This is a genomic window from Pseudomonas marvdashtae (genome assembly GCF_014268655.2).
Taxonomy (GTDB): domain Bacteria; phylum Pseudomonadota; class Gammaproteobacteria; order Pseudomonadales; family Pseudomonadaceae; genus Aquipseudomonas; species Aquipseudomonas marvdashtae.
The window spans coordinates 2,215,688-2,240,597 of the sequence record NZ_JABWQX020000001.1; the positions used below are offsets into that span (position 1 = coordinate 2,215,688).

Below are 24,910 nucleotides of genomic sequence, written 5' to 3' on the forward strand. Positions count from 1 at the left end.
CCCGGCCCATGGCCTTGATTACCGTCGCTCGCCGCCCTCATGCAGGGCCTGTGTCCCTCTGATCTGGAGTTGTAGATGTCTGTCGATTCGGGTTTACAAGTGCGCGGCCTGCGCAAGCGCTACAGCAACGGCGTCGAAGCGCTGCGCGGCGTGGACCTGAGCGTCGGGCCCGGCATGTATGGTTTGCTGGGACCGAACGGCGCGGGCAAAAGCAGCCTGATGCGGACCCTGGCGACCCTGCAGCAGCCAGACGCCGGCAGCATTCACCTGGACGGGGTGGATGTGCTGGTCGATGCCGATCATTTGCGCCGTCGCTTGGGCTATCTGCCGCAACAACTCGGCGCGTATCCAGGCGTGAGCGCACGGGACTTGCTCGATCGTTTTGCCTGGCTCAAGGGGCGAACCGACAGTCGCCAGCGCCGCGAGGAAATCGAGGGCCTGCTGGACAAGGTCAACCTCCAGCAGGCTGCCCACCGGGCGCTCGCCACTTATTCGGGCGGCATGCTGCGCCGGTTCGGCATCGCCATGGCGCTGGTGGGCTCGCCACGCCTGTTGATCGTCGATGAACCCACGGCGGGCCTCGATCCGGCCGAGCGCAATCGTTTCCATCGGGTGCTCGCCGATGTCGCCGCCGAATCGATCGTGTTGCTTTCGACCCACATCGTCGAAGACGTCGAGAACCTTTGCAGCCGACTGGCGGTGCTGGCGGGTGGGCAGATTATTGTCGAAGGGAGTCCGGCACAGTTGTTGGGCGCCGAGCAGGGCCGATTGTGGGAAGCGTCCTTCGACCGTGGCGAGTCGCTGCCCGACGCCTTGCATGTGGCCGCCAGCCCGCAGGGCAGCCGTGTCATCGTCCATGGCGAGCGTCCTGCCGACCCACGCTTCGTGCCCCATGCGCCGCGCCTGGAAGACATCTATTACCTGGCCCTGGCCCAGGCGGGTGAGGCGCTCGACGCATGAATACTTTTGCTCTGCTGATGCGCGAGGCCTGGGTTGAAGTGCGCGCCGGGCTGCGCAGCGGCATTCCGTTGCTGGTGTTCCTCGGCCTGACCGGCTATCTGCTGATGGCCCTGGCCAACGCCGACTATGTGCAGAAAATGGGCGCCAGCGATATCGCCCGCAATGCGCCGAGCCTGATTTACCTGATGTCGTGCGGCTGTATGTTCTTCCTGTTTTTTGCCTGGGCCTGGGTGTTTGCCCAACCGGCCCTGAGGGACCGCAAGGCGCAGTTGGAAGAAGTCCTGCTGGCCTTGCCGCTGTCGTTGCCGGCGTTGCTGTGGGGACGTTTTATCGGCGCGGCGTTGGTGGGTGGCTTGCTCGCCAGTTCATTGATCGTCGGCTTTCTGGTCAGCCCGGTGCTGGGCTGGCTCGACTGGGTGCCGGCAGCGAGCATCGGCGCGCCAAGCTGGTCGGCGCTGGGGTTTGCCTGGGTCGCCTTGCTGTTGCCGGTGAGCACCGGGATCGGTGCGTTGTATTACCTGCTGGCCTTGCGCAGCCGAGGCCTGGCCGCACCGTTTGGCTTGGCGACGGTGCTGATGCTGTTATGGATGTTCGCGGTGGTGGTGCTCAAGGGCGGGCACATCAATCCATTGCTGGCCGCCAGTCTTGATCCTTCGCTGTTTACGTTTGCCCAGGCCCAGGTGGAAACCTGGACCGCTGCGCAGAAATCCCAATCGCTACTGGCACTGACCCCAGGGTTCTGGCTGAACCGGGCGTTGTGGTGTGGGGTGCCCTTGTTGCTGTTGGCCGTGGTCCTGGCTCGAACCAGCCGCCAGGGCTTGATGGGCCGACGCGGTGGCGCCGTATTGGCGGAGCCGCCGATGCTGTTGACCCGCCATGTGCGCTTGCCCGGCCCGTTAGCCGCCAGCCGATGGTCGCGTGCCCTGTGGTGCGAGGCTCGCTGGCAGGTGCGGCAGTTGTTTGCCCGACGCGTTTGGTGGGTCGCCCTTGGGTTGCTGCTGGCCATGGGGATACTCAGTGGGTTCGTCCATATTGTCTGGCATGCGCGCGGGCCGATGGTGCCGCGACCGGATCTGATCTTGCCGTTGCTGTCGAGCTCGTCGTTCCTGGTGATCGCCTTTATTGTCGCGGCGCTGGTGGGGCTGGTATGTCGGCGCGATGACGTCGAAGGCCTCGGCGCGATGTTGCAAGCGACCCCGGCGCCGGCGTGGCTGCGTTTGTTGGGGCGGGTGGCCTGCGTGCTGGCGGCGACGCTGGCCTTGGCACTGGTGCCGGGCATTGCCAGCCTGGTGATCAGCGCGCTGGCCGTCCCGGATAACCTGGCGCCGGGCTTTGTGCTGATCTATCAGGCGCTGGTGTTCGCGCCGCCGCTGCTGGAACTGGCGATGCTGACGGTGCTGGTGCATGCCTTGATCCGTCGCTCCGGCCTGGCTTACGCGACATCCATGCTGCTGACGTTTTTCCTGGTGCTCAACCATGAGTTGGGGCTGGTCAGTTATCCCGCCTATGCCATGGCGATTCCGGCACACGTGGCGTTGTCGCAACTCACGGGCTGGAGGCCCTGGCTGCCTTATCTCGCCACGTTGACCAGCTGGAAACTGGCCGGCTGCCTGGTGATGGTCGCGGTGGCGGCGTTGGCCTTGCCCCGTGGTCCGGAGCGGCGCCGCCTGATCGATGTGCGCCACAGCCTGCGGGGCTTGCCCGTTGTGCTGCTGGTGTTGGGGGCCGTGGGTTTGCTCGGCAGCGGCGCGCTGTTGCATCGGCATCTGGTGGAGCAGGGCGAATACCGGTCGGTGGCCGAGGAACGGGCCGAGCGCGCCGAATGGGAACAGCGTTGGCTGGCCGGGGCGGGCGCCTGGCAGGTAGCGGACGGCCGCTTGCACTTGCGCGTCGACAGCGTTGCGCGACGTGTTGAAGGTGAGTGGACGCTGGGATCCGTGATCGCCGCCAATGGGCGCCTGGACGCAGGACTGCCGTCGGGTTTGCACGTCACGACGGTAAGCGTCATGGGCCGACCGGTCCTTTTTGAACAGGCCGCCGGCCATTTGCGCGTGCCTTTGGCGGAGTGCGCGGCGAGCGGCTGCAACGTGCAACTGAACTGGACGGTGGAGGCTGCCGGCTGGCCTTCCGAGGGTGACGCATTCTGGCTGGGGCCGGGAGGAGTGTGGCTGCAAGCGCGCCGCGTGATGCCACGTCTGGGCCTGGACAGCGAACGCTTGCTGCGTGCGCCGGTACAACGTGCCGAAGCCGGTCTGCCGCCTGAAGTGCCGAGTTTGCCGACAGGGTCCGCAGTCGCGGTAGACGCGGTGGCTCCGGCGGGGGCGTGGAAATGGCTGATCGAGGTGGATGGCCAGGCGATCAAGGGTCACAGCGCAGGGCCGCTGGACTTCGCCTATCACACGGGCGCTACGCAAGACCTCGACGGTGTGCAAGTGCTCGCCGATGCCGGCCGTCAGCAAACCGCCCGTGAAGTACATGAAGACCTGGAAGCCATGTCCGCTTGTGTAACTCGGCGCCTGGGCAGTCGCCCGCCCGTCGAGTCCTTGAGCCAGTGGCCGACCGGCATGGGTGCCAGCCAGTTGAGCCAGAACCATCTTTTGCTGAGCCAGACGCCGGATTGGGACGTAGCGCCGGCGGGCGTCGGACGCTGGACGCGTCGCGCACATATCGCCGAACTGCTTGCGCGCCGAATGCTGATCGACGCCAGCGACCTGCGGCAAGCCCCGGGCTACCTCCTGCTGAGCCAGGGCGTGGCGGGCGCGATCGGGCTGCTGTGTGTCGGTGACGTCGACGGCGCTGACGCCCGCTCGGCGTTGGTGAAGTTGATGGGCGACGACTTGACCCGCGCCTTGGGCAATGACGGCGAGCCCATCGGCACCTTGGCCAATGCCCGCGAACAGAGCTGGGTCGCCACGTATGCGCCGCTGGCCAGCCTGGATTGGGTGGCCGTGCAGAGCGCCGGACAACTGACGGCGATGACCGCAAATATCCGAAACGGCCAGGGATGGCCTGCCGCGATCCAGCACCTGCTGGGCGCGCCTTCCGATCAGGCAGTTACCGCGGCGCTCAAGCGCTGGGGGCCTGCGCAATGAATTCGAACCATCCCTTTTGCCCGGAGTTTTCCATGTCAGCACCGCTGTCTATCCAACCGCTACGCCGTCCGTTGGGCTGGCGTGAGAATGTCCTGACCCAAACCCTGGCGCTGGCCTTGTCCAGCCAGATATGTACGGCCTATGCCGCCGACTATAAGCCTGCCGCCAGCTCGGAGGTCATCGAGTTGGCCCCGCTGACGGTCAGTGCCCGGTTGAACGAGGAGAGCGCCAAGGATATTCCCTTCGGGCTCTCTGTAATCGACGGGCGAACCCTCGAAACCCGGCGCTTGCGCAGCCTGGAAGACGCATTGCGGACCACGCCGGGCGTGGATGTGAACTCCTGGGGCGGCGCCAACGATGCCAATGTGCGCATCCGTGGTGTCGGTTCGCTGAACCAGATGAGCATGGACGACGGCTCGGTGGTACTGAATGTGGATGGCGTGCCAATGTCGGTGCGCAACGCGGCGATGGCAACGCTCGATGTGGAACAAGTGGAGGTGCTCAAGGGGCCTCAGGGCACGCTGTTCGGGCGTAATAGCGAGGCGGGCGCGATCAACGTCACCACGCGCAAACCGACCCGCGAACTGGAAGGTTATGTGCGCGGCGAAGTCGGCAACCAGGGCCAGTTCATGACCGAAGGCGCGGTTGGCGGGCCATTGACCGAATCCCTCGCGGGACGCATTGCTGTGCGCCGCAGCGGCTTTGATAACTGGGTCGACGACCAGCAGGACGGCGACCCGTTGACCAAGCCTCGTGACCTGGCCTTTCGCGGCAGTCTGCTGTGGGACAACGACCAGGGTACGACCGGCCTGCTGATCGCCGAGCGCCAGCGCGCCGATCATTATGCCGGCCTGGAAATGCTGCGCCCGTTTGGCAATCGCCCCAGCCTGGACTACACGCCCGGTACGTTCGATGACAACCAGAAGACCAACGAGCGTTATTCTTTCGAGCTCAATCATGACCTGGCGCAGGCACGGATCACCTCGATCAGCGCCTACACCAGCACCGATTTCAATGCGGTAAAAGGCTACGACCGCAACATCACCGAGGCGCTCTACGGCTCACCGTTCGAATACCTGATCGAAGATACCGCCAAGGAGCGCGTGTGGAGCCAAGATCTGCGCCTGGGTTCGCTGGCGGACGCCGATGTGTTCTGGGTGACCGGGGTAAACCTGTCACGCTCCGAGCGCAGCTTCGATTCCGAAGATTTCACCAACGGCGCCCGGCAGATGCGCGATTTCACCACCAACAGTTATGCGCTGTACGGTGAGATGACCTATCCGATCGCCGAAGACTGGAAACTCACCACCGGCCTGCGCCACACCTGGGACCGCAAGACCTACGGTGCCGACTATTCCAGCGGAGGCATTAGCACCGGTGACGACCGCCGCTTGCAGGATAACTACAGCACCGGGCGCGTGGCGTTGAGCTACGCGCTCACGCCTCAGACGAACCTGTATGCGGTGCTGTCGCGGGGCTATAAATCAGCGGGCTTCAACGACTATGCGACATCGGTCAGGGACAGCGAACCCTACAAGGCAGCCAAGGTGAACTCCGCCGAAGTCGGTTTCAAGCATGAAAGTGTCGAGGGGGCCTGGAGTCTGGAAGGAGCATTGTTCATGACCCGCGTACAGGACGACCACCTGCTGGGGTATGACTTCAACACCCTGGCGGTCAGCGCCGTGAACGCCGATACCCGCAGCAAAGGTGCCGAGCTGTCGAGCACCTGGCATGTCACCGATGAGCTGACCCTGGGCAGTGCCGTGAGCTACACCAACGCGGTGGTGACCTCCGATGCTCCGGGCGTTTCTGGCGGCGATGTCGCCGCGGGAAATCGTGTACCGGATGTGCCGCTGTGGAGCGGTAATTTCAGCGTCACCTGGCAAAGGGACCTGGGGGAGTTTATGGGCTTGCCCGCTCCGCGCCTGAACACGTTGCTCAATTATCGCGTGCAGAAAAATCGCCCGGCGGATCCGCAGAATCATTATGACCTCAAGGGCTACGCCAAGCTGGACCTGCACGTGGGCCTGGAGAGTGGCGGTTCGGAAGTCTATCTGTGGGGCGACAACCTGCTCGATGCGCGATACGACTTGTATGGATCGTACTCCACCGATCAGGTGATCACCGGCATGCCGGGCCGAGGGCGCTCGGCCGGCGTCGGGTATAGCTATTCGTTCTGAGTGCTCTTTGATGATCGTCATGTCGTAAAGGGCAGGTTAGAACTGGTAGGTGTAGCCGACCCCCAAGGTGCGCCGCCGCGCCGGCGCACCGTAGGCCACCGGGTCACTGTAGAAGCCGTAGGTGTCGTAGGTCTGGTTCAGCAGGTTGTCGGCGAAGGCATAGACTTCGCCAAAGCGGCTTTCCAGACCTGCGCGCAGGTCGAGTTTCTCGTAGTTGTCCAGGTTGAAATGGTTCTGCGGATCGGCGGCGCGTTCGCCCACCAGGCGGTAATTGAGGCTGGTGTTCAGGGTGGTTTCGCCCAGGCTGGCGAAGGTGCCCAACGGGTGCCGCCAACCGATGTTGAGGTTGCCGCTCCAGCGCGGCACATCCGGGGTACGGTTGCCCGCCGCGACATCACCGGCCTGGATGCCGTGCACGGCGCTGGTGATCTTGGCGTCGAGGTAGGTGACGCTGGCCGCGACAGTCAGGTCATGGTCGAAGTGCCAGGTGCCTTCCAGTTCGGCGCCGCGGGTGCGGGTATCGGCATTGAACGCGTTGGTGGCGAAGGTTGTGGCGTTGTAGCCCAACAGGTGGTCGTCGTGCACGCGGGTGTAGAACAGCGCACCGTTCAGGCTGCCACGGCGATCTTCGGTTTCACTTTTGAAGCCCAGTTCGGCGGCTCGGCTGACAGCGGCCTTGTAGGGCTCGCTGTCGCTGACCTGCGCCGCATAGTCATTGAAACCGCCGGATTTATAGCCTCGCGCCAATTGCACGTAGACGTTGGTTTGCGGGGTGAGCGCATAGCTCAGGGCTACGCGGCCAGTGCCGTAGTGGTCGGTCAGCTTGCGTGAATCGTCCACGGCGCTGGCGCCAGCGAAGTATTGGCCGTCGTAGGTCTTGCGATCCCAGGAATGGCGATAGCCGGTGGTGAGCTTCAGGCGCTCGGTGAGCGGGAAGGTGATTTCGCCGTAGCCGGCGTACGTGGTGGTGGTGAAGTCGCGAAACCTGGCATCGGCGGTGCCATAGGTATTGCGCGGCGTGTCGTAGCTGCGCTCGTTGCGGCTGGCGGCAAGGCCGGCGATCCAGAACGTGTCGGCGTCGGGCAGCGAGCTCAAGTGCAGGTCCTGGCTCCAGCTGCGCTCGAAAGATTTGTCCACCGCCCAGTACTCGCTGGGCGTGCCATACAGGGCGCCCATCAGTTTGCTGTCGTAGGCGACCAGGCCTTCGAAATCGGCGGTGGAGGTGGCGGTTGTCGACGTCAGGCGACTGTTGGCGAAGTCATGATCGACCTTGACGGTGTAGCGCTCGGTGGTCTTGTAATTGTCATCGAACAGACCGGGCGACAGGTCCAGGCTGGGGTCGCTGCCATAAGGACGCAGCACCAACGAGTTGGTGGCGCGTTCGGTTTTCTGGCGTTCGGCGCTGAACAGCACATGGGTGTCATCGTCGAGGTCCCAGAGCAGGCTGGCGCGATAAGCCTCGTTGCGTGGCTTGGTGATGGGATCGTTGGTCCGGTCGTTGTCGATCCAACTCTCATAGCCGGCACGGCGCACCGCCAGGCGACCACTGAGGCTGTCGCTGATCGGTCCGCCGATGGCCCCTTCGCTGAGGAACTGGCCCTCCTGACCCACCTCGCCGCGTACATAACCTTCCGGTTCGCGGGTCGGCTGGCGGGTGGTGATGTTCACCGCGCCCGCCTGGCCAATCGCACCGGACATCGTGCCCTGGGGCCCCTTGAGCACCTCGATGCGATCGATATCCAGGGTGCCGAAGCCGAGGCTGCGCGAGGCGACCGGAACACCGTCGATGTTGAATGCCACCGAGCTGTCATCCATCGACATCTGGTACAGCGAGCCGACACCTCGGATCAGCACGTTGAAGTCATTCGGGCCGCCGGAAGAATTGACGTTGACCCCGGACGCATTGCGCAGGGCGCTTTCCAGCGTGTCGAGCCGCTGGGTACGCAGTTGCTCGCCACTGATCACGCTGAGGCTGATGGGCAGGTTTCGCGGGTCTTCCTGCTCCATGCGCGCGGTCACCGTCGAGACGGGTAGTTCAAAGAACTCGTCAGTGGCGGCGAGTACCGGACTGGCCAGTGTCCAAGTTAACATTATTGTTATAGTATTACACTTGTAGCAAGATCCACGGATAGCCGTCGTGTTGCGTCGTGCAGACATTGTAGGTCCTTAAGCGAGGATTCTGATCAATGCGCGTTACGTTGCCTGCAACGGATTGGCGCAGCTTGGGAAACGCGCCAGATGCTAATAATTATCAATTGCATAGATCTACCCCAATGTGATCTGATTCGAGCCGTATCCGGTCAACCAGGAGATTCACGATGTCAGTCGTTCAAGGAGGCGCAGGAGAGCCGATGCCGGTCTCGCGAATCATCACGGGAGAATATGGAAGTGGTCTCGGACCTGGGGCGCACTGTCGGGTCACGCGCATGAACCTGCAGGACGGCCTCGACATCGTGCGTTGGCAAAGCAAATTCGAGCAACCGATCGAATTACCTTTGCAGGACGACAGCGAATGTATTCATTTCAGTTTCACCAACCTGCTCAAGGGCAAGGCCGCCTGCAGCTTTCGAGAGGGGCGCCGGCAACGTCGCTACGTGATCGACGAAGGCGCCGGCTGCATCAGCTACGGCCATCGTCGCCACGGCCTCTATCACCAGCATGGGGAGATCGACAACATCACGGTGATGATCCGTCCCGAGGTGTTGGCTCAGTGGGAGTTGAAGCTCGATCCGCTGCTGAACAAGGCCCTGGCTTGCGATCATTGTTTTCTTGAAGGGCACCGCAGTGGCGAAATGAGCGCGACCGCGCATCTGTTATGCACGGCAATGGACCAGGGCCCTGGCTCACCGACAAGCCAACCCCGAAGCGGCCTTTGGTTGTATGGTCAAAGCGTAACCCTGGTCAGCCTTTTCCTGGAGGCGCGCCACAATGTCGATTGCACCTGCCGTGTCAGCCACATTGATCGCCAACGCTTGCTTCGGGCGCGTGAACGCCTGCTCGCCGATCTTGGCAAGGCGCCAAGTCTTTCAGAACTCGCTCGCGAGTCCGGGATGAGCCAGCCAAAGCTCACGCGCGGGTTTCGCCAATTGTTCTTGAACAGCGTCTACGGCGTCTTCCAGCAAGCGCGGATGATCCAGGCCCGAAGTCGATTGTTGCACGGAGAAGAGTCGGTGATGAGAATCGCGTCGGACCTTGGCTACGCCAATGCCAGCCATTTCGCCACGGCTTTCCGCAAACAGTTCGGGATCAATCCCTCGCTTCTCAAACATGGCGGCAGAGGCAAGTTATCGATCTCGGCAAAGTAGCCATGACCACCACGCCAACTGACCTCTGTGCTTAGACGAGACGCAAACAGCACCGTCCTTCAGCTCGGGCGTGATTCCATTGAGTAGGCTATGGTTCAAGCGGGCGCGTGTCATAACGTGCGTGAATAGCAAAACAAAATAAGGATAGGTTATGCACTCATCCGCTATTTTTCGTGCGTCTGCGGCTTCGCCTGGTCGTTCGCTGCTTCTCTCGCTCGGTCTGCTCGCTGCGGGTATCACCCCGGGCGCATGGGCTGAGGACTATCCCCACGCTCAGGAACCGATTGGCACCGTGGAGCAGATCTATGACGGCGCCATGCTCCCCGATCTGGCGGTCAGTACCTACCGCAACATCGACCGGCTGTTTCCCACCCACAGGATTAAAGCCGGCGATCACCCGTATGCGCTGCCGAAATCAGACAAACAGTTGCCCAACGTTCGCTTCACTGTCGGGGACAAAAAGTACGACCTGTATGACTTCGTCGCACTGGACAGCATCACGGCGATGCTCGTGCTCAAGGACGGCAAGGTCGTGTTCGAGACCTACCAGCGAGGCAACACCGAGAAAACTCGGTGGATGTCGATGTCGATAGCCAAGTCCATCACCTCGACGCTGGCGGCTGCAGCGATCAAAGACGGCCTTATCAAGGGCCTTGATGCGCAAGTGGTGGATTACGTCCCGCAGCTTAAGGGCAGCGCCTACGAAGGCGTGACCGTGCGCGACGTGCTGATGATGTCTTCGGGCGTGAAGTGGAACGAGACCTACACCGATCCGGCGTCCGATCGTCGCGCGCTACTCAAAGCGCAGATAGCGCAGAAACCGGGTTCGGCAATGGCCTTGATGGCGAGTTTGCCGCGAGCGGCCGAGCCCGGCACGGCCAACACTTACAGCACTGGCGAAACGCAGGTACTCGGAGAGATCGTCCGTGGCGCTGTGAAAATGCCGCTGGCCGATTATCTATCGCAGAAGATCTGGCAGCCGTTCGGTATGGAGAGTGACGCCCGGTGGTGGCTCGATTCGCCTGGCGGCGTGGAAATCGGTGGCAGCGGTATCAGCGCCACGCTGCGCGATTATGGACGCTTCGGGCTGTTTTTCATGAACGGCGGCAAGATCAATGGCACGTCGATTCTGCCTGAAGGCTGGGTCAAGGAGGCGACGCTGCCGACCACCCTCAAAGGCGGCAAGTCGCTGGACTACGGTTACATGTGGTGGACGGCGTGGACCGAGCCGTCGGTGAAAGACGGTGCCTACGCGGCGGTCGGTATCCAGGGCCAGAACATCTACATCAACCCGGCCAATAACGTGGTAATTGTCACCTTCGGGGCCCAGCCCAAGCCGGTTGATAAAGAGCCGATCGACCCGATGGTATTCTTCGATGCCGTGGTGGCTGCGTTGAAGTAGATTCGCGCGTTGGATGAATACGGCGGTCGACACGAGGCGAGGGGCGGTGATGGGGCATGGCTAAATGATCTGTCCTGAGGTCATTGCACTGGAAGTTCAGCCATGGAAAACCCCCCGATCCGGCCTCCCATAATGGCAATATAAACATCGCGGAAACGGTCGTTGCGCGAAGCCGGCAGGTACGAGTGGGTACCGCCCAGTACCGCAATCGCGACTAATACCGCAGGCCTGACTGACGACTCAATCCAGGCGTCTTGCCCGTGATGCGCTTGAATGCACGACTGAAAGCAGCCTGGGAGGTGTAGCCCAAGCGCTGCGCCACTTCTTCAATCGGCAGTCTTTCGAGCGTCAACCACTGGCTCGCCAGCCGCATCCGCAATTGCGTGACGTAACGCAGCGGGGCCATCCCAATCGTCATCTGGAAACGGTCCGCGAAGACTGAGCGCGAGGTATTGCATTGCTCCGCCAGCTGCGCAACGGTCCAGTCGCGTCCCGGTTGTTGATGGAGCGCGAGAAGCGCATTTGCCAAGCGTGGATCGCGCAATGCGGCGACCAGGCCAGAGGCATTACCGCAGGCGCACTCCACCCAACCGCGAACGACCATGGCGGCCACCACGTCGGCCAGTCGCGCGAGGATGCCGGCGAAGCCGACACGTGCGGCGCTGACCTCGCGCTCCATGGTGGTCAGGATAGGCACCAGTCCGGGGTAACGCTGGCCGCCGGCATCAATCAACATCAGGCCCGGCATCAGGCTGCCCAGGCCATGGATACTGCCCAATTCAAACTCCATGCAACCACTGAACAAAATGGTGGCAGGCGTTGGGCTGGCATCGGTTCCGGTATCCACCGCGCTGACGGTTTCACCGAGGGGCGCGCCGTCCAAACGGTCGATGTCCTGAACAGCCGCGTCCGTATGGGAAAGCAACTGATGGGCCGCACCATGGGAGATGAATACGGCGTTACCGGCAGACAGCGCATACGTTGTCCCGTCTTCCATCCGCAGCACCGCATCGCCGACCGCCAGGAAGTGGAACCAGGCATGCCCAGGTTTGGCAGCGAAGCCCAGGCCGAAGGCTGGACCGGCTTGGATACGCCGGTACTCGACGCCACGCAGGCGCATGCCGCGCAACAACTCGTTGATGAGTTCCGAGGAGAGAGCAAACTGATCTGTCGGCATCGTTAGGTGTTTCAGTCAAAAAATAGAGGTTTTCGATCATAGATCATCCAGATCCTCGCGCCTAGACTGCGGGTCGCCATTCAGATTGGAGATCCGTGCAATGACTGACCTTGTGTGTAATGCCGTACCCGATAGCCGTCCCGGCGCCGGGCTGGATGTAGAGCCTGCAACGCCCGCGTGGATGGCCGTGTTCTCGTTGGCAATGGGCGTGTTCGGATTGCTGACCGCAGAGTACCTTCCGGCGAGCCTGTTGACGCCGATGGCCACCGATATGGGTGTGTCCGAAGCGCTGGCTGGCCAGGCGGTAACGGTGACAGCAGTGGTGGCGCTGTTCGCTGGCCTGTTGGTGCCAGGCCTGACCCGCAGTGTCGACCGCCGCTGGGTGCTGCTGGGTTTTTCCACGTTGATGATCGCCTCCAATCTTTTGGTCGCCGTTTCCTCCAGTTTCGCGGTGCTTTTGTTAATGCGTGTCTTGCTGGGGATCGCCCTTGGCGGGTTCTGGAGCATGGCGGCAGCGGTGGCGATGCGCTTGGTACCCGGTGCGTTGTTGCCCCGAGCGCTCTCGATTATTTTCAGCGGCATTGCTATCGGGACGGTGGTTGCGGTCCCGCTGGGCAGCTACCTGGGCGGACTATACGGCTGGCGCAGCGCATTCTTTGCCGCGGCGGCGGTAGGGGTGGTGACCCTGGCTTTCCAGTCGCTCACCCTGCCGCGCCTTGCGCCGCGCAGGCCGGCACGCCTGCGCACCGTCCTCGAGGTGTTGCAGCGTCCAGGCATCGCCATGGGTATGTTCGGCTGTGTGCTGGTGCACAGCGGCCACTTTGCGATGTTCACTTATATTCGACCGTTCCTCGAAGGTACGACCGGCATCGGCCCGCAAGGGCTGTCGCTGATGCTGCTGGGGTTTGGCACATGGCGGTGAAACAGGCGTTTCCTACACCTATGTCGCCGAGATCGCCCCAAGCAAACACCGTGGCCTATGGTCCAGTTCGGTCTACGTCGGGGTGACGCTCGGGGTGATGGCGGCGACGGCGGTGGCAGCGATGCTGACCTGGCTGCTGGGCGCGCAGGCCATGAGTGACTACGGCTGGCGGATCGGCTTCGCCATCGGTGGAGTGCTCGGGGTCTATGCGCTGTTTTTGCGCCGCGGCGCGCAGGAGTCTCACGTGTTCGTAGAGCAGCAGGGCCAGGCTCGACCGTCGCGCAAATTGTCCAGGGGCGAGATGCTGCGCGTCGCGCGCAACATCGTCATGCTCGCAGCGGCCGCCAATGTCACCTACTACGCGTGGGTCACGTTCGGCGCTTCGACGGCAATCGCCCAGGGCATGGACGCCACGGGTGCCTACGTGGCCAGCCTCATCGCGCAAGTCCTCTGTGTGTGCTGGTTGCCGATCTGTGGAATGTTGTCCGATCGTGTAGGTCGCAAGCCCATGGTCGTAGCCTGGGGCTTGGGCGTGATCGTGCTGACCTATCCCATCTCGATAATGGTGACCACTGAGCCCTACACGCTCTTCCTGGCCCAGGTCCTGGGGCTAGGCGCCTGGTCTCTGATCGCGGCGATATTTCCCGCAGTGCTGTCCGAGCAGGTGCCAACCCAGGCGCGGGCGCAAGGCGTTGGGTTGGTATCGTCGGTGTCGGTGGCGATCTTTGGCGGTACCGCTCCGTATCTACACAGCTATCTTGACGGCGCCGACCTTGGCTATCTGTATGTCTGCTATGTCATGGGGTTGGGTCTGGTCACCGTCCTGGCAGGTTTTCTTATCGACGAAACGGCGGGCATCGATCTTGCGCACATCCAGGCACCCGGTGCTCGACTGGCGGCTGGCTCACGGTCTTCGTTGGCCTCTCAGGACTAAATCAGTTGGCTGGTCGATCCGCAGCATCAGCCGACCCAAGGAGTGCAATTCAATGAACTCAACAGACCTTGAAAAAACCACTGCACGCGGTGAGCGACCGGGCACCGGCGTGACGGTCAGCCAGACTTCGGGGCCACGTCAGGCCGCGCGCGAGACCTGGGTCGAAGTGCCTTCCGAGTCGGGCTCGGCGGCCGCTTGGTGCTACTCGGATCGCCGCTCCTACAGCCCGGCCGATTCGGTGTGCCTGTATCTGTCTTCGAATCGCCCGCAAGTGAGACTCAGGATCTATCGTGATGGAGCCATCGCTCGCACGTTGCATGAAACCGACAGCCTTGACGCTCGATTCCATCCGGTGCCCGAACGTGCCTATGAGCAGGGGTGCCAATGGCCGGTATTCTGGCATTGGTCAATCCCGGCTGATGCCGAGCCGGGTGGCTATGTAGTGGAAGTACGCGATAGCGCTGAAAGCGTGCTCGGGCATCACCTGTTCATCGTCAAGACGGCGCACAAGCGCGCCGATGCCTTGGTGCTTGTCGCAGCCACATCGACCTGGGCCGCTTATAACGACTGGGGCGGCGCTAATCACTACTTCGGTCTCCACCCCGGGACGCCGCGCGGCCGCGCGCCGTTGCTGTCGGCACAACGCCCTTGGGCGCGGGGGCAAGTCTGGCTGCCCGAGGATGCGCCACGTTCTGTCAACGCGACCCGGCAACGCAAGCCCGGGCCGGCGCGTTACGAGTTCATCGAATGGGCCTCCCTTAACGGCTACGCCAAGTACTACGCGCTGGCGGGGTGGGCCTCCTACGAAAGACCGTTTGTGGTTTGGGCCGAACAGCAAGGCTACACGGTCGACATCCTGACCCAGGACGATTTGCATCACGACCCGCATGCGCTTGAGGGCTACCGCTGCGCGGTCTTTGCAGGGCACGACGAGTACTGGACGCGGGAAATGCGCGACCATGTCGATTTCTTTGTCGAGGAGGGCGGCAAGGTCGCGCGCTTCGCTGGCAATTTCATGTGGCAGGTCCGCTTGGAGGATGAGGGGCAACGGCAGGTCGCCTACAAGTACGATGCCGGCGCGCTTGATCCGGTCGCGGCGACCGACCCTCGTCGGCAAACCGGCGCCTGGGAAGATCCGCGGGTGGATCACCCCGGGGCGAGGACGTTTGGGGTCAATGCATTGCGGGGGATATACGGCGGCTTTGGAGGAATGGCTCCGCGCAATCCTCGCGGGTATACAGTCTTCAGGCCTCAGCACTGGGCCTTCATGGGCACGGGCCTGGGCTACGCGGATATGTTCGGAGACGAAGCCAACATCTTTGGCTATGAGGTGGATGGCCTGGAGTACACGTTTGTTAACGGTCTCCCAGAACCGCTCGGCACAGACGGTGCGCCCTGCGGATTGCAAATCCTCGCGATGGGCTGGGCGACCAATGCCGAACACGGCCGATCCGAGGATGCCTATTCATTCATGCTCGGCGATGGCGATGCGCGGTTCCGTGCTTCCATCCTGGCGCCCAACCTTAGCGAGGCCAGTATCGATTTGCATAGTCGCGGGGCCGGCATGGTGGTGCACTTCCATAAAGGTCGAGGTGAGGTCTTTACCGCCGCCACGTGCGAATGGGTACACGGGCTTATGCAGGCAGACATCTACACCGAGATGATCACAAAAAACGTGCTCGATCGTTTCTTGCGCAGTCCGTAGGCCGTCAAAGCACGCTCTCGCAACTCTTGAGAATTTTCGATAAAGACGTCCTGCCCACACTGGCTGGCCGGTTCGGCGAAGTAGCCCCTTGGTTCTCGTTTTTATCAGGTCATTTGGAACGCTTTTTCCGGCACGGCCACTCAAGCGTAAGGATGTCGCCGCTCATACCGGAGGCATTTGCATTCTTCTATCTATCGATCACTAAGAGAACAGTGCCATGGATACGCTTAATGTAGGTGCAAGCCGCGAGCTGACTCGTGTACCTGATGAGATACAGCAGGAAACAACGCAACAGACCTCTCGCTCGCCGAGCCTCAGTTCTACAGGGGCAGCGATGAGAACGCGGCTTGAAAACCATTTCGAGGCTCACCTTGAAACAGAGGCTGGTTCCGATCAACCCGCTGTCTCTTCCTCAAGCGCTCGCAACGCGGAGCTGAACGCGATTCGCGATGACCGCGCTCAACGGTTAGAGGCAGGGGGCTATAACGTCCATGACATGGAGAAGGCGGAAAAAAACGCAGCCAGGGCCGACAGATTGTTTGCGTCAATAAAGTCAGGGATGGGGGGGACGCCCTTTGCGGCGCTGACCGAGGCAGGTAATTTCAAGCCATCCATCCTCCAGGTAGCAGGCAAGCATGGCAATACAGTACGCCAAGCGGCGATAGAGAACGCTATGTCATGCTTGTATGCCGGTATGGCGGATGCTGCCGGTAACAAGACGATCGCGGGCCTCAAGCCTGGTTATTACCTTAAACCCGAGAGCGATACGCTGCACCCGTCGCTTCAAGCATCAGTGGCGGAAAAGCTGCTGGCGCTGGATAAAGGTCCACTGCGCAATGCTTTCGACGAAGCCAATAAATGGCTTACCGGGTTTGCCGTACGAAATACAGCAATGTACGCGTCAACGCTTGCCATGACGGCGGCTGGCAAAGAGAACCTGGATGCAATCCTGCAACCGGCCCTACGGCCGGTCACGGCTATCATCGTGGGTATAGCAATTGAGCATTACAATGTCAGCCGCGATCGCACGAACCATTTAGCTGACCCTGCAATGCTCTATGGTCGTCGGGATGCTGTACCGCAAGGGCAGCCCCATAAGCCTATTGATCAAGATACCGAATGGCTGGATGACTTCGAGACTTTAAAGGATCTCAATGCCACTGCCCTGGTCAAGATGGTCTCCGCGCGGCTGGGTGAAGGCGCGGCTACGGCTCTGAATGCGGTCATCAGCGGCGATGCCTTGAAAGAGATAGTGGATCCGGTCAGTGTGGTAGGAAATGGTCTGCTGATTGGCGGTTTCTCTGCAATGGGCGCGGCTACAACCGCCACAGCCAACCTGGCGAAGTCCCATGAGTTGGGAAAAATGGCCGCTACGGCAGCCTCGGAGGCTGTAAAAAACGTATTGGGTACCGTGGCGTTCGGGCTGTGGGCAGCGGGCGCCTCGTTAGGTGGATCAGTGCCGAAAAAAGCCATTGCTGCTGTCGATGCCCATGTACCAAAAGCCGTAGAAGGGACCGCAGATGCAGCTGGCAGGGTGGCAGTCAAGGGAGGTGAGTTGGCAGTCAAGACATCGCTCACCGGCGCCAGGTTAGCCAAAGAGACAGCTGTTTCAGCGACCCACCACACAAAAAATGCAGCTCAAGCGACAGGGGATGGGATCATTAGCGTTGCTAGCGCCATTGGTTCCTCCTCCCAATCGGCTTGGGACAAAAGCGTTGGAGCCCTGAGGCAACGCGCCGCGGCCACCTCCCAAAGCCAAGCCGTTCAGGGTCAGAGCACCCCCATGCAGCCGCTCGCGGCCACGCAGGCGCAACCATCGTCCTCAGCGCCCGCGCGTCCGCCTGCCCAGGATGATGGCGATATTGTGTAGCAGCTTTCCTCGCCGCTCATTTTAGTCTTTCCTTAATGTCCAGGGATCGGACATTGGCAGCGCGTTCAAGGGCCACGACGCCGTAATGCAGTACAACTTGAAAGAGAGGACGTCATTGAAAAGTATGTGGCTGGCGACGATCGTTGCTTGCGTCACCAGTGTGAGCTTTTGGCTGGCGGCGTCATGGTCGTCCGGAGTGAATGAGCCTTGGGACGCGCAATGTTATTGGACTGTTCTATATCCTGCGTCCCTGGCGCTGACATTGACGCTGGGTCTGCTGTTTCAACAGCGCGGATGGGTGGCAGGTCCCATCGTAATGTTCGGGCAGATTCCGTGTGTGATGATGGCATCTGGCGCGGGGCCGCTACTGGCAGTCGGTATTTTGTATTGCGCTTTGCTTTCGATCCCGGCAGTGATGCTGTCTTGGGGCGCGCGCGCCATCTATCGGCGGCTCGCCGCTAGCTGATGCAGACCGACGCGGTGGGCACGCGGCGCGCAATTGCCGAGACGAACACATGCATCCCTTGTCTCGATGCTGCTGGGGAACGACCCGCTGTGCTTGTAAGTCTACCTGTATCTGCTGATTGGTAAGGTACAGCGCAATGGATAAGACAATCACGGTGGATCAATTGGCCACCACTGACCTGAGATCATTCAACGAAATATGGCTCGGCGGGACTCATACCCAGCTCTGCCTATGGCGTGGCGCCCAAGTCTTCACCCACGAAATGATGAGCGAGGGCACCCACGACCAGAATGTTCGAAGCCTGTGCTTGCAGTGGGTCAACCTTGACGATCAGGCCGCCGTGGCCAGCGTTGAGCGGATCGCTCGCGAACGGCTGAAAGAGATGGGGAAGGAGGGCGAGTTTTATCCGGCTGAGGAGGCGGACACCCATCAATAGTCGCTGCCTCTTATGAAGCCGTTGGAATGGTGCCGCCATCAATGACAAATTCGCTGCCCGTGATGGATGCCGCGCGAGGCGAAGCCAGGAAGGCAATGAGGTTCGCCACTTCCACAGGTTTCGAGGGCCGGCCGAGTGGAATACCGCCTAACGCGTTCATGATCATCTGTTTGCCACCTTCATAGTCGGTACCTGCTTCTTTCGCCAGGCGCTCGGCCAAGGCGACCGACGCCTCGGTTTCAACCCATCCCGGCGATACCCGGACGACACGTACTCCTTTTGGCGAGACCTCTTTCGACAGGCTTTTGCTGTAAGTCGAAAGCGCAGCCTTGGCAGCCGCGTAAGCGGTGGTTGCTTCGGGCAGCGGCAGTCGGTTCTGAATGGAGGTCACGTGAATGATGACGCCCTCGTTTCGTTCGAGCATGCCTGGCACCAAGGCGCGATCGATACGTACGGCTGGAAGCAGGTTCAGATCGAGCTCGCGTTGCCAGTGGTCCTCATCCAGTGCAGCAAAGCCACCACCCGGTGCCGATGACCCACCCAGTACGTGGATGATGACGTCGACGTCTCCTAATATTCGCTTGGTCGCGGCCACCAACGTCTCACAACCCTCCCGGGTGGATAAATCAGCCGGAACGAACAAGTCTGGCGGCATCTCGATGTTTGCCTGGCGAGCCGAGGTCAGGACTTTTGCGCCTTCGTCGAGCAGCAGCTCAACCACCGCTTTGCCGACGCCCTTGGTGCCGCCGGTAACCAGAATGCGCTTGCCTTTCAAATCAAGATTCATGGCGTAATCTCCTCTCTGATGATGAATTGATGACACCCGGCGATCTTGCCCCTGACGGGATAGTTTGCTCAACTGGCATAAACGTAATGGCTAATCCCGATAAGCAGGACAATCAAATGCCGGATCTTCGTGTAGGGCTTAACGAGTTGGAGGCGGTGACGGCCGTGGCGCGTCGGGCCTCGTTTCGACAAGCCGCTATCGACTTGAGTGTTTCGACGACTGCGTTGAGCAATACCATCGCCAAGGTGGAGTCGAACCTTGAAACGCGGCTGTTCAATCGCACGACACGCAGCGTGTCGCTCACCGAGGCCGGCAGGATGTACATGGAGCAAGTCGGGCCGGCGCTACAGGATGTTCGCGCGGCACTCGAGGCGGTGCGCTCGCACAATGTCGGACCTTCGGGAATCTTGCGCATCAATGCATTTGCAAGTGCCGCTCGTACGACCCTGATGCCGCTGATCCTGGAGTTTTCGCGGCGTTACCCGAAGGTGCACATCGATCTGGTTACCGAAGGGCGTCTGGTGGATATCGTTGCTGACGGCTTCGACCTCGGCGTGCGGTCGGCCAATCTGGTACCCAGCGATATGATTGTCGTCCCGCTGGGCCGGCCGCAACGTTACGCCATCGTGGGCTCGCCAGCGTACTTTGAGGTGCACGGCCAGCCTCGCACTCCAGCCGATCTACTCACTCATCAGTGCTTACGGATCCGCCTACCCAACGGAGCCATTTATCCGTGGCATCTGGAACGCGACGGGGAGGTCATCAGGTTGGATGTGAATGGGCAATTCACGCTGGACGAGCCTGGCCTTGCCAAGGCGGTCGTTGGGGCAGCCGTGGCTCTGGGTTTTTTCATGGAACAGGACGTTCAAGTCGAAATCGAGAACGGAGAGTTTGAACGGGTGCTGGAGGATTGGACGCCGGCGCGAGACAACTTGTGTTTGTATTACCCGAACCGGCGCAACCCTTCGGCAGCGCTCAAGGCGTTTACCGACTTGGCCCGTGCCAATCTGGTTGGCAACGAGAGCCTTCGGGCGCCTGCATGAAGCTCATAGGTTGTAAGTGGCTCGTATAGCCTCCACGGCCCGCTCGCCGATCACCACGCACGGGGCCATCGTATTGCCGCTCGTGACATGGGGCATGATGGAGGCATCGGCAATGCGTAGGCCCTGGATTCCGTAGACGCGCAGTTGACCATCAACCACGGACATCGCGTCCTGGCCCATTTTTGCCGTACCGCATTGGTGCCAGTAGGTAACGGCAGCGTTGCGTGCGTAGTGTTCGAGCGATTGGGTGTTCAGTTTTCCAGGCAGGCTTTCATTTTTTACCAAGCCCTTGAAGGGGGCCTGCGCGCCCAGTTCCTGGACAAAACGGATGTTTTCCAGCGCGTTGCGCCGATCGGTGGGATGCGACAGCGTGTTGGGTTGAATGATGGGGGCATCAGTCACATTCGGGCCGCTGAGCGTGACCTGTCCGCGACTTTCCGGGTGGGCAAGGCCGGCGAACATTGTCCAGCCATGTGCAGGAACGCCGAGTGACGCGGTCTCTGCGCTGGGCACTGGAAACTCGACCTGGCAGTGGAACATGTCGGGGAGATGCAAAGCACTCTCGCTGCTCCAGTAGAGGGTTGCCTCCGAGCCGCCATAACCCACCGGTTGTGGTGTCGTGTATTCGAAAATAACCGCAAAGGACACGTGATCTTGATGATTGGCGCCAACGCCGGGGAGATGCTGGACGACTGGAATGCCATGGCGCTGCAATTCTTCCTCCGGCCCCACTCCGGATTGCATCAGGACCTTAGGCGTGTTGATCGCCCCCAGGGAAAGAACGACTTCGTGATTGGCGTAAAAGCACTCGGTCTGCCCATTGTTTATGGTTTCCACGCCGATGACGCGTTGGTCCTTGAATAGCACGCGACTGACCAGCGTATCAGTCAGGACCGTGAGGTTGGGCTGGCCACAGCGTGGAGCGACGTAGGCGCGGTAGATGGAATTACGCCGGCCATCCTTGACGATGAGATCGTTCAGCGCCGCACCTCCGCGGCCTTCCATCATGGCGCCGTTCGGGTTGTCAAAAACAGGTATACCCATTCCGGCGGCCGCACTGATCATGGCGTTCGCAATCGGTTGGGCGTTTCGCACTGGTGCGACATGAACCGGTCCGCCCTTGCCGCGACGGACTGAGTCGCAGATGCCCCAATAGTCTTCCACGCGTTGATAGATCTTCAGGACCGATGCGTAGCTCCACGCAGGATCTCCACTGTGCGCGGCGAAATCTTCCCAGTCGTTTTTATGGCCGCGGGCCCACAACATGACATTGACGCTGGACCCGCCGCCCAACCCACGGCCCATATTCAGCGGGATTTTCCTGTCGTTGAGATGAGGGTTTGCGGCACCCACGAAGTTCCAATCGCGCTCGGTGCCAAGGTTCAGGGGCCAGTTCCCCGGCTCCAGCACGTGAGGGTGGTCATCGCTGCCTCCGGCCTCGATGAGCAATACCTCGACCTCCGGATTCTCGGCCAGCCGTCCGGCCACGACGGAACCGGCGGTTCCCGCGCCACAGACGATAAAATCGAACGGGTGCTTTTTCAGCTCGCAATTCATAGGCATGGATGGGTTTCCTTGGACGGTGTGGTATTGCATCGCCTGATGCGATGACTGCTGCGAGGGAAGTGTGTTGCATCCCAGCTTCCGGCCAACCTGTCCTGAAACTGGTGGCAATCCATTGGGGCGCAGCAGCACTTCCTTCGATCTCAGCGCAGAAGGGGACTGGAACTACTGGCTCTTCTGAACCGCCTGGATGATGACTTTTGCGACATCTGCCGGGCGAGATTGTTGTGGCACGTGGCTGGCATCGATTTCAGTGACCTTGGCACCGATCTTCTTGGCAAAAGCGCGTTGCAGATCAGGCTGGATCATCCGGTCCTCCTTGGCCACGACGTACCAGGTTGGCTTGCCTTTCCAGGCGGCGGCGCTGGTTTTGTCATCGAAGGCCGAGGCTCGGATCGGCCCTTGCGTCGCCGCCATTACCGCGGTTTGCTCTGGGGAAAGATCCTGGGCAAAACCGGTGGCCATGCCCTCGGCGGTCATGTACAGGAAACCATTTTTGTCGGCGGCGATGTCTTTCACGCCGGACGGGGCAGGGTAGTCCTTGCCCAGGTCTTTGCTGGCTTGACCGGCATCCGGAGCGAACGCGGCGACGTACACCAGGCTGCGTACTTTCTTGTCGGTGCCAGCCTCGCTGATGACGGTGCCGCCCCAGGAGTGGCCGACCAATACGACGTCATTCTCCTGGTTGTTCAGCACACGCTGTGTGGCGGCGACATCGTCCGCCAGCGAGGTCAACGGATTTTGTACTACGGTGACCTTGATACCTTCCGCCTGCAGCAGCGGGACGACCTTGCCCCAGTCGGATCCGTCGGCGAAAGCGCCATGGACGATGACGACAGAAGGTTGCTGCGCCGCGGCATGGACCGCGCCGCCGAATAATGAACAGGTCATGGCGAGTGAGAGGGCAAGGGCCTTGGGTTTGAACATGATGCGATCTCCTGTATGGGGTGAGCGCAGTTTCAGCGATACTCGGCGGCTGAGGTATCGGTCATTTATCCGAGGCCATCAACAATGTTCAATCGGATGCCCGGAGGAAACGACATGTCGGCAGGTGACTGTATCGAATTGGAAGACGCCATCCTGGCGTTGTCCATGGTGGGCGACCTGAGCATGGGTCAGCCGTTCGATCAGTCGCGCCGCACCGCCCGATTGGTGCAAATGCTCGCGCAAGCGTGCAATGGCGCTGGCGAGCACACCGAGATCGGACGCCAGGTGGCCTTGTTGCGCTGGTCAGGGTGCACCGCCAATGCGCAGGGTTTCACCCAGCTGCTGGGCGATGATGTCGAGGGCCGCAACGCGATGCTGACGCATACCCTCAGTGCAGCGGGCCAGCGAGCGATGCGCAGGTCCACGCCGCTGGCGCAGATTCATTGCGAGGTGTCCGGTGATATCGCGCATACATTGGGCTTGAGGACCGAAGTCGAACACGGGCTGCGTCACGTGTTTGAGCAATACGACGGCGAAGGAAGGCCGTCAGGCCTGCGTCATCCACGGGTGCCGGAGGTGGTTTATCAAGTGTTGCTCGCCGGTGATCTGGAAATCCTGTCCCGCAGTCACGGCCTGGAAGTGGCGTTGCAGTGGATCGCCAGCAAGCGTGATCGACGCTATCCAGCAGCGCTCGCCGCCGAAATGCTGCAACACGCCGAAGACTGGCTCGCTCAATTGCGCACGCCAGATGTGGCTGCTTCGCGGCAAACCGCACCATCGGTGCCATTGACCCTTATCGGCGATGTGATCGATCTCAAGTTGCCGTGGCTGTCGGGGTATTCGCGACGTTCTTCGGAGCTGGTCCAGGAGGCCGCCAGGCTTTCGGGGTTGTCAGAGGCATCAGTAGACAACCTCGGCCAAGCGGCGCTGATCCATGGACTTGGCCGCGCAGCGGTGCCCAATCGAGTCTGGAATACCCCGGGTGCGTTATTGGAAGGCGATCTTGAGCAGGTGCGGTTGGTGCCTTACTGGACATCGCGAGCCTGTAGCCAGATATCGGCGTTGGCCGTGTCGGGCCAGATAGCGGCCCACGCCTACGAGCGACTGGACGGCAGTGGTTACTTTCGCAGCCTCAACGGTGACGCACTGCAAAGCGAACATCGCTTGCTGGCCGCCGCCCTGGCTTGGCAAGCGTTACTGAGCGAGCGACCGTGGCGGCCGTCCTTGAGTCAGGATGATGCCGCCCGCTTGTTGCTGGACGAGGCGGACCAGGGACGCTTTGACCGACGAGCCTGCCAGGCGGTCATCGCGGCGGCGCGCGGGGACACGGTAATGGCTGCCTGCAGGCCAAGCGGTGGCCTGCTTTCCGAGCGTGAAACCGAAATTCTACGGTGCATCAGCACAGGAGGAAGCAACAAGGAAGTGGCGCGTCAGTTGGGCATCAGTCCGAGCACGGTCCGCACCCACGTGGAAAACGTGTTCCGTAAACTTCAATGTACCACCCGTGCCGCGGCGACCCTCAAAGCCCTGACGCTAGGGTTGATTTAAGGTCAGGTCGAATAAGTTGTGATCAATCATTTGACCTCGGCGGGTGATTTTAGCTGCGTATCAAATACGAGCAGGCCCCGCAAAGTGGACTAGCGGTGGCTGATACTGGCGGGGCTCAACGCTTGGCCCTGTCGCCCGTGTTGAGTGCATCTATTTAACCAAGGTAATCGGGATGCTGGAGAGCTGGGTCACTTTAGCCGCAACAGAGCCTAAAAAGATCCCTTCCAAGACACCGTTGCCTTGGGACCCCAAGAAGATGCTGTCACAGCCTAACGATTGGGAACAGGCTACGATTCTGCTTGCGGCGTCGCCCTGTAACGCATGGAAAGTGAATGCGATGCCTTCATTTTTCAGCAAATCAATCGCTCTGCGTGAAGCCAGGGTACTTTTTTCAAGGTAGTAACGGTCCAGCTCATCACGACTCATTCCTTGTGCGACGCGAGCCGATAAGAGCGTCTGCACATTCACCAGATGAACTTCTACGTTGCCTGCGAGCAATCCGCCGTCCAGGATCAGCCCGATCAGGTAGCGCACGGCGCGTTCCGAATGTTCTGAACCATCGGCAGCAATCAGTACTTTATGCATTTTTTAGA

The 24,910-nt window shown here is 61.0% G+C and carries 18 protein-coding genes and 1 pseudogene; 13 read left to right on the forward strand and 6 right to left on the reverse strand.

The window, feature by feature from the left end:
* Positions 1–75 precede the first annotated feature (75 nt).
* The 3 genes from HU742_RS10155 to HU742_RS10165 are packed head-to-tail and all read left to right on the forward strand — an operon-like array spanning position 76 to position 6,232.
* Positions 76–960 (forward strand): ABC transporter ATP-binding protein, encoded by an 885-nt coding sequence (locus tag HU742_RS10155; protein ID WP_186642399.1) that lies wholly within the window; start codon positions 76–78, stop codon positions 958–960.
* On the forward strand, positions 957–4,052 hold the full coding sequence (locus HU742_RS10160) for a hypothetical protein (RefSeq protein WP_186642400.1): 3,096 nt from the start codon (positions 957–959) through the stop codon (positions 4,050–4,052). Before HU742_RS10155 ends, HU742_RS10160 begins: the two co-directional genes overlap by 4 nt.
* Positions 4,053–4,084: 32 nt before the next feature.
* Entirely contained in the window at positions 4,085–6,232 is a 2,148-nt protein-coding gene (locus tag HU742_RS10165; RefSeq protein ID WP_186642401.1) for a TonB-dependent receptor, read from the forward strand.
* 36 nt (positions 6,233–6,268) lie between these two features.
* Here the strand turns inward: HU742_RS10165 and HU742_RS10170 are convergent, their stop codons facing one another.
* Entirely contained in the window at positions 6,269–8,323 is a 2,055-nt protein-coding gene (locus HU742_RS10170; protein WP_186642402.1) for a TonB-dependent receptor, read from the reverse strand.
* A gap of 227 nt (positions 8,324–8,550) precedes the next feature.
* Between HU742_RS10170 and HU742_RS10175 the strand changes: the two genes are divergently transcribed.
* A complete protein-coding gene (locus tag HU742_RS10175; protein WP_225923555.1) occupies positions 8,551–9,537 on the forward strand; it encodes a helix-turn-helix transcriptional regulator in 987 nt (328 codons plus the stop codon).
* A 151-nt stretch (positions 9,538–9,688) separates the two neighbouring features.
* A complete protein-coding gene (locus tag HU742_RS10180; protein WP_186642403.1) occupies positions 9,689–10,939 on the forward strand; it encodes a serine hydrolase domain-containing protein in 1,251 nt (416 codons plus the stop codon).
* 214 nt (positions 10,940–11,153) lie between these two features.
* Here HU742_RS10180 and HU742_RS10185 read toward each other — a convergent pair whose 3' ends face one another.
* On the reverse strand, positions 11,154–12,116 hold the full coding sequence (locus HU742_RS10185; protein ID WP_186631286.1) for an AraC family transcriptional regulator: 963 nt from the start codon (positions 12,114–12,116) through the stop codon (positions 11,154–11,156).
* Between the two features lie 100 nt (positions 12,117–12,216).
* On the opposite strand from HU742_RS10185, the pseudogene HU742_RS10190 reads away from it, so the two are divergent.
* The 6 genes and pseudogenes from HU742_RS10190 to HU742_RS10215 form a co-directional block, all read left to right on the forward strand.
* Positions 12,217–13,026 (forward strand): annotated as a pseudogene (locus HU742_RS10190) (MFS transporter); the annotation flags it as partial.
* A complete protein-coding gene (locus tag HU742_RS10195; protein ID WP_186642404.1) occupies positions 13,022–13,972 on the forward strand; it encodes an MFS transporter in 951 nt (316 codons plus the stop codon). The pseudogene HU742_RS10190 and the gene HU742_RS10195, both read left to right, overlap by 5 nt.
* Positions 13,973–14,024: 52 nt before the next feature.
* A complete protein-coding gene (locus tag HU742_RS10200; RefSeq protein WP_186642405.1) occupies positions 14,025–15,677 on the forward strand; it encodes a N,N-dimethylformamidase beta subunit family domain-containing protein in 1,653 nt (550 codons plus the stop codon).
* A 217-nt stretch (positions 15,678–15,894) separates the two neighbouring features.
* The gene (locus HU742_RS10205) at positions 15,895–17,547 is read left to right on the forward strand and encodes a RopAA-2 (protein ID WP_186642406.1); all 1,653 of its coding nucleotides are present in this window, start codon (positions 15,895–15,897) and stop codon (positions 17,545–17,547) included.
* An 85-nt stretch (positions 17,548–17,632) separates the two neighbouring features.
* Positions 17,633–18,013, forward strand: a complete 381-nt coding sequence (locus HU742_RS10210; RefSeq protein ID WP_186642407.1) for a hypothetical protein — start codon at positions 17,633–17,635, stop codon at positions 18,011–18,013.
* A gap of 136 nt (positions 18,014–18,149) precedes the next feature.
* Entirely contained in the window at positions 18,150–18,449 is a 300-nt protein-coding gene (locus tag HU742_RS10215) for a hypothetical protein (RefSeq protein WP_186631304.1), read from the forward strand.
* A gap of 10 nt (positions 18,450–18,459) precedes the next feature.
* Here HU742_RS10215 and HU742_RS10220 read toward each other — a convergent pair whose 3' ends face one another.
* On the reverse strand, positions 18,460–19,236 hold the full coding sequence (locus HU742_RS10220; protein WP_186642408.1) for an SDR family oxidoreductase: 777 nt from the start codon (positions 19,234–19,236) through the stop codon (positions 18,460–18,462).
* 116 nt (positions 19,237–19,352) lie between these two features.
* On the opposite strand from HU742_RS10220, the gene HU742_RS10225 reads away from it, so the two are divergent.
* Entirely contained in the window at positions 19,353–20,279 is a 927-nt protein-coding gene (locus HU742_RS10225) for a LysR substrate-binding domain-containing protein (protein WP_186642409.1), read from the forward strand.
* Between the two features lie 3 nt (positions 20,280–20,282).
* Here the strand turns inward: HU742_RS10225 and HU742_RS10230 are convergent, their stop codons facing one another.
* Positions 20,283–21,842, reverse strand: coding sequence for a GMC family oxidoreductase (locus tag HU742_RS10230; RefSeq protein ID WP_225923556.1), 1,560 nt, complete (start codon positions 21,840–21,842; stop codon positions 20,283–20,285).
* A 165-nt stretch (positions 21,843–22,007) separates the two neighbouring features.
* On the reverse strand, positions 22,008–22,769 hold the full coding sequence (locus HU742_RS10235; RefSeq protein ID WP_186642410.1) for an alpha/beta hydrolase: 762 nt from the start codon (positions 22,767–22,769) through the stop codon (positions 22,008–22,010).
* Between the two features lie 114 nt (positions 22,770–22,883).
* Here HU742_RS10235 and HU742_RS10240 point away from each other — a divergent pair, with 114 nt between their 5' ends.
* A complete protein-coding gene (locus HU742_RS10240) occupies positions 22,884–24,317 on the forward strand; it encodes an HD domain-containing phosphohydrolase (protein ID WP_186631316.1) in 1,434 nt (477 codons plus the stop codon).
* A gap of 150 nt (positions 24,318–24,467) precedes the next feature.
* Here HU742_RS10240 and HU742_RS10245 read toward each other — a convergent pair whose 3' ends face one another.
* Positions 24,468–24,902, reverse strand: a complete 435-nt coding sequence (locus HU742_RS10245; RefSeq protein WP_186631319.1) for a universal stress protein — start codon at positions 24,900–24,902, stop codon at positions 24,468–24,470.
* Positions 24,903–24,910: the final 8 nt, after the last annotated feature.